The sequence below is a fragment of the Streptomyces sp. NRRL S-340 genome, assembly GCF_000720185.1.
GTDB lineage: Bacteria > Actinomycetota > Actinomycetes > Streptomycetales > Streptomycetaceae > Streptomyces.
Genome location: NZ_JOIY01000081.1, coordinates 1 through 14,219, shown reverse-complemented (window position 1 = coordinate 14,219; position 14,219 = coordinate 1). Strand labels below are relative to the sequence as shown.

Annotated in this window: 5 protein-coding genes; 3 read left to right on the top strand and 2 right to left on the bottom strand. The window is 71.4% G+C overall.

Going from position 1 to position 14,219, the window contains the following annotated elements:
- The first annotated feature begins 313 nt into the window (after positions 1–313).
- Positions 314–7,690, top strand: a complete 7,377-nt coding sequence (locus IG64_RS36795; RefSeq protein WP_158771751.1) for a type I polyketide synthase — start codon at positions 314–316, stop codon at positions 7,688–7,690.
- Positions 7,691–7,813: 123 nt separating this feature from the next.
- On the opposite strand, the gene IG64_RS36790 is transcribed toward IG64_RS36795, so the two are convergent.
- The gene (locus tag IG64_RS36790) at positions 7,814–8,044 is read right to left on the bottom strand and encodes a hypothetical protein (RefSeq protein WP_037864780.1); all 231 of its coding nucleotides are present in this window, start codon (positions 8,042–8,044) and stop codon (positions 7,814–7,816) included.
- Between the two features lie 957 nt (positions 8,045–9,001).
- Between IG64_RS36790 and IG64_RS36785 the strand changes: the two genes are divergently transcribed.
- Positions 9,002–10,402: an isopeptide-forming domain-containing fimbrial protein gene (locus tag IG64_RS36785; protein ID WP_199811736.1), complete on the top strand. Its 1,401-nt coding sequence runs from the start codon at positions 9,002–9,004 to the stop codon at positions 10,400–10,402.
- A 1,377-nt stretch (positions 10,403–11,779) separates the two neighbouring features.
- Positions 11,780–13,300, top strand: coding sequence for a hypothetical protein (locus IG64_RS36780; RefSeq protein WP_037864779.1), 1,521 nt, complete (start codon positions 11,780–11,782; stop codon positions 13,298–13,300).
- Between the two features lie 119 nt (positions 13,301–13,419).
- Here the strand turns inward: IG64_RS36780 and IG64_RS36775 are convergent, their stop codons facing one another.
- On the bottom strand, positions 13,420–13,818 hold the full coding sequence (locus tag IG64_RS36775; protein ID WP_037864778.1) for a DUF4440 domain-containing protein: 399 nt from the start codon (positions 13,816–13,818) through the stop codon (positions 13,420–13,422).
- Positions 13,819–14,219: the final 401 nt, after the last annotated feature.

Genomic DNA, 14,219 nt, shown 5'->3' with positions numbered 1-14,219 from the left:
GTGGCGACCGAGGCCGTCTGTGGCGACCGAGGCCGTTCGTGGCGACCGAGGCCGTCCGTCGCGGCTGGAGGCCCGCCCGCCCTGGTCGAAGGCGCGCCTGCCCTGGTCGAAGGCGCGCCTGCCCTGGTCGAAGGCGCGACCACGGCGGCTGGCGACACCCGTCGTGACCGAGGTCGTCCATCGTGACCGAGGTCGTGCCGGGCGTGCCGCCAGGGCCCCCTGGAGACCTCACGGACTCGGCAGCCGACGGCCCGAGCCGGCCCGGCGTGAACTCCCGGCCCGGGAGACCTCGTTCCAGGGATAGATCACCGACGTGACCTCCGACGAGCATCGCGTCTCCTCCACTGGGCGGGCCGGGGAGCGGGACGGCCGGGACGACCAGGAAGTGGGCAGCATGGTGGAGAAGGCCGGTACAGACGGTACGCGACGCGGGTCCGTGGCGCCGCGGGCGGACGGCTCGCGCGAGGACATCGCGATCATCGGTATGGGATGTCGTCTGCCCGGAGGCGTCTCGAGCCCCGACGAGCTGTGGCGTCTGCTGATGGACGAACGGGACGCGGTCGGCCCCTTCCCCGACGACCGTGGCTGGGACGTGACGCGTTCGTACGCCGCGCGCCTGGACGAGCCCGGACACCATGTGCAGCGCGAGGGCGGCTTCGTCGAGGCCGACAGGTTCGACGCCCGGTTCTTCGGCATCTCGGCGCGCGAGGCACTGGCCATGGACCCCCAGCAGCGGCTGCTGCTGGAGACCGCGTGGGAGACGGTGGAACGCGCCGGCATCGATCCGAGCGGCCTGAAGGGCAGCGCCACCGGGGTGTACGTCGGCGTCATGGAGTCCGAGTACGGGCCCGGCCTGGCCGAGGGTTCGGCGGTCGAGGGCCATGTGATGACGGGCACCACCGCGAGCGTGCACTCGGGCCGTATCTCCTACGTGCTGGGGCTGGAGGGGCCGGCCGTCTCCGTGGACACCGCCTGCTCCTCCTCGCTCGTCGCGCTGCACCTGGCGGTGCGCGCCCTGCGCCAGGGGGAGTGCGACCTCGCTCTGGCCGGCGGCGCGACCACGGCACCCACCCTGGGCATGTACGTGGAGTACAGCCGGCTTGGTGCCCTCTCCCCGGACGGGCGTTGCAAGGCGTTCTCCGCGGACGCGGACGGCTTCGGCATGTCGGAGGGCGTGTCCATGCTGGCCTTGGAACGGCTGTCGGACGCCCGGCGGGCCGGGCACCGGGTGCTGGCCGTCGTACGGGGCAGTGCGATCAACCAGGACGGGGCGTCCGACAGCCTGTCCGCGCCCAGCAGCCGGGCCCAGGAGAGGGCCATCCGGCTGGCCCTGGCGGACGCCGGCCTGAGCGGCGACGACGTCGACGCGGTGGAGGCGCACGGCACCGGCACGCGGCTGGGGGACCCCACCGAGGCGCGTGCGCTGTCGGCTGTCTACGGCCGCACCGGCCGGCCGCTGCCGCTGGGGTCCCTGAAGTCGAACATCGGTCACACGCAGGCCGCGGCGGGGGTCGCAGGTGTGATCAAGATGGTGCTGGCACTCCGTCACGGCGTGTTGCCACGGACCTTGCACGTGTCTGCCGCCGCGCCCTACGCCGACCGGTCCACAGGGCTTCAGGTGTTGGCCCGGCGACAGGACTGGCCCGAGCCGCCGGTGGCCCGCCCGCTGCGGGCCGGGGTGTCGGCCTTCGGCATCTCCGGCACGAACGCGCACGTCATCCTTGAACAGGCCCCGCGGTCGCCGCACCACGACAGTGGACGGTCCGAGACGGCGGACGGGCCCGGCCGGCGGGAGACGGCGCTGGTGGTGTGCGCGCGGTCCGGCCCCGGACTGGCCGAGCAGGCGGCACGGCTCGCCTCGCACATCGAGGCCGACCCCACCGTGGACATCGCGGCCGTGGCGGGCACGCTGGTGCGCTCCCGCGCCGTGTGGGAGCACCGGGCGGTGGTGGTCGGGGACAGCCGCGCCGAACTCGTGCGGGGCCTCGGAGAGGTGGCGGGGCGGCAGCCGGCGTCCCTGGCCCACGTCGGTGTGGCACAGGCCGGTGACGTGACCGGGTCCGTGTGGGTGTTCCCCGGTCAGGGTGCGCAGTGGGCCGGTATGGGTGCGGAGCTGTGGGACACCGAACCGGTGTTCGCGGCCCGGATGGCGCAGTGTGAGGAGGCGCTGGGCCCGTGGGTCGACTGGACGCTGTCCGCGATGGTGCGGGAGCGGGAGCCGGACGCTCTCGAACGGGTCGACGTGGTCCAGCCGTTGTCGTTCGCGGTGATGGTGTCGCTTGCCGCGTTGTGGCGCTCCTGGGGGCTGCGTCCGGACGCCGTGGTCGGTCATTCGCAGGGGGAGATCGCGGCCGCCTGCGTGGCGGGCGCCCTGTCCCTGGAGGACGCCGCCCGGATCGTCACCGTACGCAGCCGTCTCATCGCGCGGACCCTGGCGGGCCGTGGCGGCATGCTCGCGGTCGCGGTGGGGGAGGAGCGGGCCGCCCGAGACCTGCGGGACCTCGGGGACGACACGATCGAGATCGCCACGGTGAACGGACCTCACTCGGTCACCTTGGCCGGGCCGCCCGCGGCACTCGGTGAGGCGGCGGCCTTCTACGACCGGCAGAACGTGCGCACCAGGAAGCTTCCGGTCGACTACGCCTCCCACACACGGCAGGTGGAGGAACTGCGCGAGGAACTCGTCGGCGCGCTGCGCGGAGTGACTCCCGCGGCCGCGGACGTCGTGTTCCACTCCACCACCGACGGCCGCCGGCTGACCGGAACCGAACTGGACGCGGAGTACTGGTTCCGCAACCTGCGCGAGCGGGTCGGCTTCGGACCCGCGGTACGGGAGCTGGCCGCCCAGGGCTTCCGTACGTTCCTGGAGGTCAGCTCCCATCCGGTGCTGACGGCGAGCGTGCAGGACGCCCTGGAGGCCGGCGGGGTGACCGGTTTCGTGATCGGCGGCAGCCTGCGCCGTGGGGAGGGCGGACGGCTGCGGATGCTGCGGTCGGCGGCCGAGCTGTTCGTACACGGTGTACCGGTGGACTGGACGGCCGTCCTGCCCGGCACGGTCCCGTCCGCGGACCTGCCCACGACCGCGTTCCAGCGTGAGCGGTTCTGGCTCGCCCCCGGGGAGGGGGGACCCGGAGCCGTGACGGCGGCGGGGCTGGAGCCCGCGGTCCACCCCCTGCTGGGCGCGTTGATCGAAGACCCGGACACCGGAGGGCTGGTGCTGACCGGCCGGATCTCCCGGTCGACGCACCCCTGGCTCGGGGACCACGCGGTGCACGGGGTCGTCCTCCTCCCCGGCACCGCGCTGCTCGAACTCGCCATGCAGGCGGGCGACCGGTCAGGGTGCCAGTCGCTTGAGGAACTGGTGCTGGAAACGCCGTTGCGCGTACCGGAGAGCACCGGCGTACGGCTGCGGGTCGTGGCGGGCGCTGCCGACGAGACGGGCCGCCGGGCCGTGACCGTGTGGTCCTGCCCCGAGGACGAGGAGGCGTCCTGGACACGGCACGCGAGCGGCCGGCTCGCTCCGGACCCCGGTGCCGTGACACACCAGATGCCGGAGGGCTCGTGGCCGCCGGGAGACGCGGTCCGGCTGCCGGTGGATCCCTACGCGGAACTGGCCGCCCGAGGCTACGAGTACGGGCCCGTGTTCCAGGGCGTCCGGGCGTTGTGGACGCGCGGTCAGGAGATCTTCGCCGACGTGGTGCTGCCGGACGGCACCGAACCGGACGGCTTCACCGTGCACCCCGCGCTGCTGGACGCTGCCCTGCATGCCGGTGTCCTGGGCGGCGCAGTTCCCGACGGCGACGCAACGGCACTCCCGTTCGCCTGGAGCGAGGTGGAGGTGCACGCCGTCGGCGCACGCACCGTACGGGCCCGTCTCACCCCAGCCGAGGGCGGCGGCGTCCGCGTGCTGCTGACCGACACGACGAACGCCCCTGTCCTCTCGGCGCGTTCCCTGACCTTCAGGACGGCCGGCCCGGAACAACTGGACCGTCAGGTCACCGGGCCCGCCGCAGGTCCGGGCGCACTGCACACGGTCAGGTGGACGGCCCTGCCCGGCGCGCCGGCCGGCGACCCCGCCGACCCGGGCAACGTACGCGTGATCGGTGGGGCCGCGGATCTGGCCGGGGCCGCTCCGGGGCACGACGGGGACGACCGCTGCGACTGGCTGGTCTGGCACGCCCGCCCCGACGCGCACACGGCCGCGAACGCGCCCGCGGACGCCGTCAGGACGCTCACCGGCGCGGCCCTGCGCCTGGTACGCGAGTTCCTGTCCGGTCCGCGGTGGGCCACGGCCCGGCTGCTGGTGGTCACCTGCCGGGCCGTCGCCGTGCACGAGGAGGAATCCGCCGCCGTGGATCCCGTCGCCGCCGCCGTGTGGGGCCTCATCCGCAGCGTGCAGAACGAACACCCCGGCCGCGTGGCGATCACGGACCTGGCCGGCGCACCGGACGGGACAGCCGGCGACGCGGTGCTCCGCACGGTCATGACCGCGGCGGCACGGTCCGACGAATGGCAGACCGCGGTCCGCGCGTCGGCCGTGTCGGTACCGCGCGTGGTGCCCGCGCCGGCGGGCGTACGGCTTCCCGACGGGCCGCTGCCATGGGTGCTCGGTGTGGCCGGCCCGGGCGGCGACGTGGTGGCGCGTCCGGCACCGGAACTACTGGACCCCCTGGGGCCCGGGGACGTCCGCGTCGAAGTGCGGGCCGCGGGCGTCAACTTCCGCGACGTACTGGTGACCCGGGGGATGCTCGCCGGCGCCTCGGACCTCGGGCACGAGGCGGCGGGCGTGGTCACGGCCGTGGGCCCCGCAGTGCGGGGTGTCGCCGTCGGCGACAGAGTGTGGGGCGTCTTCCCCCGCGCCATCGGTTCGTTGGCCGTCACGGACGCACGGAACACAGCCCGGATACCGGAAGGCTGGACGTTCGAGGAGGCGGCAGCGGCCCCGGTGGTGTTCCTCACCGCCCTGTACGGCCTGCGGGATCTGGGCCGGCTTGGTCCGGGCCAGCGCGTACTCGTGCACACCGCCGCCGGCGGCGTGGGCATGGCCGCGGTCGCCCTGGCCCGCCACCTGGGAGCGGAGGTCTTCGCGACGGCGAGTCCGGGCAAGCACGGACTGCTGCGGACGATGGGCCTGGACGACGCGCACATCGCCGGCTCCCGCGACCTCCGCTTCGAGGAACACTTCCGCGACGCCACCGGCGGCAGCGGCATGGACGTCGTCCTCAACTCCCTGACCGAGGAGTTCGTCGACGCCTCCCTGCGGCTGCTGCGCTCCGGCGGGCGCTTCCTGGAAATGGGCCTGCGCGACGTCCGTGACCCCGCCGAGGTGGCCCGCACCCACCCCGGCGTCACCTACCTCCCCTTCCACTACTACGACGCCGGACCCGACCGGATATCGGAACTGCTGGAGGAGCTGACGGCCCTGTTCGAGCAGGGCGCACTGGCCCTGCCCCCCGTGCGCGTGTGGGACGTACGACGGCTGCCGGAGGCGCTGCGGACGATGGCCCAGGGACTGCACGTCGGCAAGAACGTACTGAGGACACCGCGTTCGCTCGACCCGGCCGGAACAGTCCTGATCACCGGCGGGACGGGGCAACTGGGCAGCCTGACCGCCCGGCACCTGGTCGCGCACCACGGGACGCGCAGCCTGCTGCTCGCCTCACGGCGCGGCGAGGCGGCCGACGGCACCGCCGAACTCTGCGCGGAGCTGCGCGAACTCGGCGCCACCGTGCGGGTCGTGGCCTGTGACGTCGCCGAGCGCGACCAGGTCGTGAAGCTGCTCGACCAGGTTCCCGGGGACGCCCCGCTCACCGCGGTCTTCCACGCCTCGGGCCTGCTGGACGACGGCGTGGTGGCCGCGCTGGACGAGCAGCGGCTGGAGCGGACCCTGCGCCCCAAGGTCGACGCGGCGGTGCACCTCGACGAGCTGACCCGGGAGATGGACCTCGCCGCCTTCGTGTCGTTCTCCTCCGTCGCCGGAGTGCTGGGTACCACCGGCCAGGCCAACTACGCGGCCGCCAACTCCTTCCTGGACGCCCTGGCCGTGGCACGACGGGCCCGCGGCCTGGCCGGGCAGTCGCTGGCCTGGGGGCTGTGGGCGCAGGCCAGCGGGATGACCGGCCACCTCGGCGACGCGGACACCTCACGTCTGGCGCGCTGGGGGGTCCGGGCGATGGACTCGCGCACCGGCCTCCGGCTCCTGGACGAGGCCCTGCTGCGGGACGCCGCTGTCCTGATCCCCGCCGCCCTGCAGGTCACGGCCCGACGCGAACGGCGGTCGGACGGCCTCCTGCCCCCGATCCTGCGCGGACTGACCGGTGCGGCACGGCGTACGGCCCGGCAGGCACCGGAGGCGGACGGCGTCAGGGCGCGGCTGGCCGCCCTGGGCCCCGAGGAGGGGGCGGCCGAAGTGCGAGCCCTGGTGCTGGGGCAGGCCGCGGCGGTGCTCGGGCGGTCCGGGCCCGAGGAGGTCGACCCGCACCGGTCGTTCAAGGAACTGGGGCTGGACTCGCTCATGGCCGTCGAACTGCGCAACGCCCTCGGCGCGGCCACGGGACTCCTCCTGCCCTCGACGCTCGTCTTCGACCATCCCAGCGCCGAACGGCTCACGGAACACCTTCTGGGAAGGATGCTGCGGGACGTGGACGGCACCGCGCGGGAGCGGACTCCAGCACCGGACGGCGGCCGGGTCGCCCCGCCTGCCGCACCGCTGCCTCCCGCTCCCCGCTCGCCACACGACCGACACGGCCTGCACGACCGGCCGGGCACCGTGGGACGCTCGCACCCGGCCTTCGCCGGCGTGTCCCCGAGCGCGGCCGCTCCGCGCGGCGCGACGGCCCGCGCCGCCGGCCGGGGATCCGCCGCCGAGATGATGGGAGCCCTGTTCTGGCGGGGCCTGGAAACGGGCGACTTCACGACGAGCCGGCGACTGGCGGAGAACGTCGCCGTGCTGCGGGAGAAGTCGGAGGACCTCGCGGCCCACGCTCCCCGGACCCAGGACGTCATCCCCCTGTCCGAAGGATCCGGCCCGGTGCCGCTGCTCATGGTCCCTCCGTTCGTCGCGATGTCGGGACCGCACGTCCACATGCCGTTGGCCGCCGGCTTCGAGGGGCGGGGACCGGCCGTCTCCTCGCTGTCCCTGTCCGGATTCACGGAAGGGGACGTCCTGCCCGCCACCGCCTCCGCGGTCACGACGGCACTCGCGCAGGCGCTGCTGCGGCACGTCGGTGACGGACCCTTCGTACTCGGCGGATACTCCTCCGGAGGAGTCCTGGCGCACGCACTGGCCACACACCTCCAGGCCCGCGGTGTGCGCCCGCAGGCGGTGGTGTTCATCGACACCTACCCGGTGGACGACCCCTACCTCGCCCGCAACCAGGAGGGCTTCCACCGGCTGATGCGGCGGTACCAGACCCACGCCATGCCGCTCGACGGCACCAGGCTGTCCGCCCAGTCGTGGTACGCGCGTCTCTTCGCACACTGGGAGCCGGTGAGACTGGAGGTGCCCACTCTGCTCGTGCGGGCCTCCGAGCCCATGATGACGGCCGACGGTGAGGACTGGCGGGTGTCCACGCACTGGGTGCACGAAACGGTGACGGCCAAGGGGGACCACTTCTCCCTGATGGAGGAGCACGCCGCCGACACCGCCTGCGCCGTCCGGCTGTGGCTGGGGAAGGTACTGCGTCGATAGGCCGAGCCGGAAACCCGCTTCGGACGGTCCCTCGGCGCGGCCCCGCGCCGCACATCACCGGGGCAGGGGCCGGTCACCACCAGGTGGTGACCGGCCCCTGCCCCCTTTTTGGCGTGTGAGGGCCTACAGCAGGTCCACGGGCGGCACGCGCCGGGCGGAGGTCATCCACCCGGCCCGCGCATTCAGCACCGCCTCCATCTCGGGGCCGGCGGGGTGGCGCAGGCGGGGGAACCGGACCACCGCCATCTGCGCGCGCACCCGGGCCATGTCCCACCACAGGACCGGGGGCTCGGCCGGCTCCATGACGACGTGTACCGCCCCGTCCTGGCCGGGCTTGTCGAGCGCCAGGACCACGGCGCCGGCCTGGTCCTGCCAGAAGTGCCACGCCCCCCGTCCGCAGGGGCCTCGCCGCTGAGCGGGGTGAGGGAGGCATACGCGAAGAAGGCGTCGGTCTCGGCCTGCCCGGCGCCGCCGTAGAGGGAAAGGACCACCGCCGCCATCAAGGCGCCGCCCACGGGAAAGGCGGTCGGCTGAGCAATCAACTGCCATAGCTTGCGTGTCTGTTGGCTCACCCTGCGCCCTCTAGGAGCACCCCGGGCATGGACGATGCGATGTCGTGCCCCCGCTGCCATGGCCCGCTCACCGCCTTCGACGGTCCAGACAGGGCTGTCCAGGGCGCCCACGGACGGCAGGCGCCCGGCACGGATCCGCGGCCGGTGCACAGCCGACGAAGCCGTACGGGAGGCCGCCGGCCCCCGCTGCTCCCCGCCGGCCGCAAGCTGGTGCTGGAACACCTGACACGGCATGACCTGCCGCACCTGCGGACCTGCGGGCACTGACACGCCCGGAGGGGCGCCCAGGCTGGCGCTGTTGTGAAGGTGGGCGGTTGACGCCGCTCGCGACAGCACCGGGCCTTGGCAGCACCCCACGGCCGCTGGCACCGGTCACGCCTCGGTCGCCGACGGTGCCGGAACCGTCAACTTCGCCGACGACTGATTCACCCTGAGCGAGTGTGACCGCAGCAAATGCCATAAGGGTTTTCGGTCACTCAAGGGGCGGGTGGGCGAGCGGCCAGGAGCGTGTGTGGTGAGAGTGGTGCAGCGAGACCGACATGGCCGGCGGCGCGGCGGCGGATGCTCAGGTCTGGGTCTGGCAAACCTGCCGCGTGGCATTGGCCAGAGTCATCCGTACATCACTGTACGCAATCCCGTTCACGCGCTGAGCTGTTGGGCGTTCAGCTCCGCCGTTGCGCACAGGGGGTGCGGCCTGTCGGCGGTGCATCCCAGCAGTACCGACCCAAGGGGAAAACCCATGGCCACACCTCCCGCCGCGCCGCTCCGGGTCACCCTGGTCAACGGGAGCTTCGAACAGCCCCCCGTGACCGGTGTGGAGATCCTGCCGGACGCCTCACAGACGCAGGCGCCCAAGCGGGTCCCGGGCTGGCTCACCACCGCCACCGACCACATGATCGAGCTGTGGCACTCGGGCTTCAACGGCGTGCCGGCAGCCGACGGCACCCAGTTCGCCGAGCTCAACGCGTACCAGGTCTCCACGCTCTACCAGGACCTGCCGACCACCCCCGGTACGAAACTGTACTGGCGGCTGTATCACCGCGGCCGCCAAGGGGACGACACCATGGCGCTGGACATCGGCGCACCGGGCTCCACAGTGCAGCAGAGGCGCTTCACCGACGGCAACACCGCCTGGGGCTACTACACCGGCACCTACACCGTCCCGGCAGGCCAGACACTGACACGCTTCGCTTTCCGCTCCATCTCTGCTGCCGGCGGCAACCCCAGCGTCGGCAACTTCCTGGACGGCATCTTCTTCGGCACCGCTCCCTACGTCGCGCTCGACAAGACCGCGATCCCCGCGGGGCCGCTGGATGTGGGCGACGTCGTCACCTACCGCATCACCGCCAAGAACGAGGGCGGCGGCGCGGCCGAGAACCTCATCCTGACCGACCTCATCCCGCAGGGCACCACCTACCTGCCCGGCTCCCTGCGCATCGTCGATGGCCCGAACGCCGGAGCCAAGAGCGACGCCCAGGGCGACGACCAGGCGTACTACGACGCCCAGGCGAACAAGGTCGTCTTCCACCTCGGCAACGGCGCCACCGCCGGGAACGGGGGCAGCCTTCCCAACACGGAAACCCTCCCGACGGGAACCACGGTGGAGTACCGGGCCACCATCGACCGGGCCAGCGGCGGCAAGCAGATCAGCAACACCGCCACCGCCTCCTACGAGAACCGGCTCGGCGACACACCGGAGCCCCTGACGTCCACGTCCAACGAGCAGGTCACACAGGTCAAACCGGCCGCCGACCTGACCGTGACGAAAGCAGCGGACGCCACAACCGTCACCATCGGCCAGACGGTGACCTACCGCATCACCGTCCACAACGCCGGCCCGAACGACGCCACCGGCGTCACCGTTACCGACCAGCTCCCCGACGGCCTCACCTTCCTGTCCGCCGACGGCCCCGGCAGCTACGGCTCGGACACCGGGCAGTGGACCGTGGGCGACCTGGCCGACGGCGCAACAGCCACCCTCGTACTGCGGGCCAAAGCCACCAAACCAGGCCCGATCAGCAACACCGCCACCGCCACCGGCAACGAGAAGGACCCCGACACCACCAACAACACCGACACCGTCACCGCCTGCGTCGAACCTGCCCCCTCCTGCTGCAACCCCTGCGCCAGCCAGAAGTAGTTCCCCAGCCAGTCGCCGTGAGGACTACCACCCTCCACTACTCCCGGCCCATCCCTGCCGAGGGACAGCGCCGGTGTCCACGAGCAGTATTTCTGATCACTGGGGGTGGGTTGGCCTGGGCTGATCAGTTGGCGTTGCTGGTAGTGACTGCTGCAGGAACAGCTTGAGTACGCGCCTCGTTGCCGACCTCCTTGGGGCCCTGATGGCCGAGAGCGTCGGCACCCTGGCCAGCTGCGGCATCGAAGGGCAGGGCCGAGGACCTGTCCGCCTTCTTGTCTGTGCGGATGCTGGTGACTGGCCTGCGCCGGCCGGGCCGACGGGCGGTAGGGCTCCTGGTGGCGGCTCCGGTGGTGGTTGGGGACGAGCGGCTTGAAGCTCGCGGAGGCGACCATGTCGGTCGGGTCCTCGCCAGGCTCCAGAATCACCGGCACGATGATCCGCGCGACCTTGGTGGAGCCGTCCTTGTTGAGCCTCAGCGCCCGGCCGATGTTCTCGCGCTCGACCGCCTCGCTCAGCCCGCGCGCCGCGCACCGCGCGCCCGTCAGGGTTGTCGGCCATGGTCACGATCTCCGCCTCCTGTACTGCCGTGCCTCCAGGCACCCAGCGGCGCGCGGTGATCGGTTGCTTCCGCGTCGTGAACGGACCGCCGCGCCTCGTTCCAGGCAGTCGGCAACGCCGCGCCCGGTAACGGGTCGTCGACCGGCGTGGTGCCTGCCTCCTACGTCACCGAGCCCAGCAGGGACCCAACTGCCCACTCGCTGGGGAACCTTGACGTACGCGGCAGTGTCGGAACCGCAGGGTGCCCGACTCACGACGGTGGTGCCGGGGCGTTGCGTCTACAAGGCCCTGGTTGTGGCGCGGCCTGGCCATCTGCCCCGGGGCTGTCCGGCGGAAGGAATGCGAACGCTCTGCCGCGTCAGCGGCGAAGGCGGTCACCCTAACGGAGTAATGCCAGACAGATGCTGGGATAGTACATTAAGTCTTGCAAGAAGATGGTAAGTGACTGAGCGCGAGATTTGCCCATGCCTGAGCGCGCCCAAGCGGGTTGTCCAGCGGCAGACTCTCGAAGGGGGCCGACATGGCTGCTTCTGTTTCCCCCCATCAAGGGCTGACCGGCTGAGGGTGCACAGAGCTGGTTTTTGACGACCGACGTCACACCAGCCACGGCCTGGTGAGCGGTCCGGTGGACGCACTTCTTCCCCTGCCCGGTCGCGGGACCGGTTCCGGGGCCGCCGGTACCCCTCAAGGAGCCTGCCCGAGACCGACATTCGTTCGCGGCGCCCGACCGGCCAACACGCCACCACCCCGAGCGCAACTGCGCCGAACAGGCATGGCGCACACCGAGGCACCACCCCACCCCACACCTGGAGTTGAACCATGAGCGGATGCGGCTGCAGGCAGTCCCCCATCGGCATCGGCGACTGCCGGCCCACCGGAGCGGGCTGCCACCCCGCCGACGTCCACGGTGCCTGCCCCGGCTCCAAGCCGAGCCGGCACTGCGAGACGATCTCACTGCGGGATTCCGCACCGTACCGTGTCACGGCGACCGCGAGCAGCACCGACCCGGCGCCGTACTACACCATCGCCAATACCCATGCCGCACTGGACCCTGTCGTCGCCCAGACCATCCTGAACGGCGGCACGGGCACGTTCCCGGCCGACGACGGGACGCACAACGGCCAGCACACCTGGCTCGCCGGAGTCATCCACATCGACCCCGCATCACTGCGCGGCGACCCCACCAGCGTCACGATCAGCGCCTCGGTCCATGTCCACAACGACGGCCGGAACGCAGCCTGCCAACTCTACGGCCGCTTCGCGCTGTGGAACGGCACGAACCCGATCCGCACCGATCTCCTGGGCCCACCCAATCTGCCGGCAGGTGGTGACGACAAAGGCGTCATCCCACCGACCACCGTGTCCCTCGCGGACGTCCTCGCGGGAAGGATCGTCGTCGAGCTCAACCTCGAAACGGGCAACGACGACACCTGCCGAGTCGGCCCCAAGCAGTGGACCGTCGACAGCTTCGTCCTCACCGTCCAGGCATCCGCCCATGGCTGCGGCAGGCCGTTCCTCCGTACGACCTGCCGCAACTGCGACGGCACGATCACCTGCACGACCGACACCCTCGACGGCTCGACCCCCTACACCCCGGTCCCACCGGTCATCCCGATCGACTCCTGCCAGGATGATTGCTCCACCGGCCGGCCCCCGTGCATCTCCACCGACCTGGGCAACGCCATCACCCGGGGCAGCGACGGATGCCTGTACGCGCCCGACACGCCCGCTCTTGACCCGTCCCCGTGCAACGCCGCACGGAACACGACCGGCGGGTTACTCGTGCCGCGGGTCGACCTGACGGGCATCGCTCCGGGCGGCAACACCAGCAACGAACGGTCGGTGGACATCGATGTCGCCGGGATGCCCGGCTGCCCCGAGAGGTGGAGGATCGGCGCCCGCCTCACGCCGGTGAGCGCGTTCCGCAACGCCGAGCGACAGCACGCCGATCTCTTGGCCGAGACCGGTACCGATGTGCCGATCCCCGAGTCCGACATCGTGCTCCCGGAAGCCGGGGTGTACCACATCGACAGCGATGTACGGTACGCGCTCGGTACCGCGACCGGCGGCAGCGGCTACATCATCGGCTGGCTCAGGGACGAGACGACAGACACCCTCCTGACCAGCTTCACCCAGATCGCGGCGATCAACGCAGAAGGGCAGGAGCAGCAGGGCGGAACCACACACATCATGACCGAGTACACGGTCACGTCCGGCCCTCGGACGGTCCGCCTGCACCTGATGTTCGTCCTCACGGGGGGTGCGATCTCCGACGCCGAAGCCGGCGGCACCGACAGCAATGGGGCGACCCGAATGCGTTTCCTCAAGGTCAGGGATTGAAAAATGCCCCGTGCACCTAAGGAACACGCGGGGCACTCCCATCACCGGGCCACCACCGCATATGCAGGCCCACATCATCACCGGGACTTGAAACGCTCCTGTCCCGCGGGCTGCTGTGCTCAGGACTGGTCGTACCAGGAGAACGCCGCGATCCGCCAGCCCTCTGGGGTGCGGACGAACTGGAAGGTCTTGGTCCCGCCGCCCTGGAACGGCTTGCCGTCCAGGACGCCGGCCTTGCGGTACGCGCCGAAGCGCGACGCGATGTCGCCCGCGATCTCGGTCCGCTCGGAGGTTTCCCACTCCGAGAACTCGGCCAACCGGCCGTCGGAGAGCAGGCGTTCGCGAGGCTCGATGAACTCCTCCATGGTGTAGACCGTGTACTTCGGCCCGGTCAGCACGATCACGCCACCCGGAATGACCAGCCGTCGGATCCGGGCAACGTCCGCAGCCTTGCCGCCGCGGTTGTCGAAGGCTCCGAAGAACTCGGCGGTTATGGCGTCAATCTCGATCTTGGACATCGTGCGACGGTAACACCTTTAGGGGGCAACGGACATGGCGCCGGGGCAGCTTCGGTCCAGCACACCCACGAGATCACGCGACTTTGCAAGAGCCCTGCAGAGGAGGAGGTGATTTCTCGGAGGCCCCGAAAGTTTATACTTCCTTACCTTCTTGCATGGCGAACCCTACGGATTTTAAGGTGCTCCCTATTCGAAAAAGAGGGTGAGCGCGGGGAAGCCTAAAGGGGAACAACTCTACTGGAGCACAGCGGATTTGAGGATGCGTCAAGTGCGGTAGAGGCGGAAAGGCAGCGGCCCCCTTCTTGTAGCCGGCCCAAGGGATTCGCGGAGCGAATCCCGTTCCGGTCCGAATCGCGGAGCGCATTCGGACCCTGGCCTGTCTCTTATACACATCTCCGAGC

Bases quoted from the DNA above. Each gene is read 5' to 3' on its own strand.
- IG64_RS36785 (WP_199811736.1), top strand. From the start codon at position 9,002: ATGGCCACACCTCCCGCCGCGCCGCTCCGGGTCACCCTGGTCAACGGG.
- IG64_RS36780 (WP_037864779.1), top strand. From the start codon at position 11,780: ATGAGCGGATGCGGCTGCAGGCAGTCCCCCATCGGCATCGGCGACTGC.
- IG64_RS36775 (WP_037864778.1), bottom strand. From the start codon at position 13,818: ATGTCCAAGATCGAGATTGACGCCATAACCGCCGAGTTCTTCGGAGCC.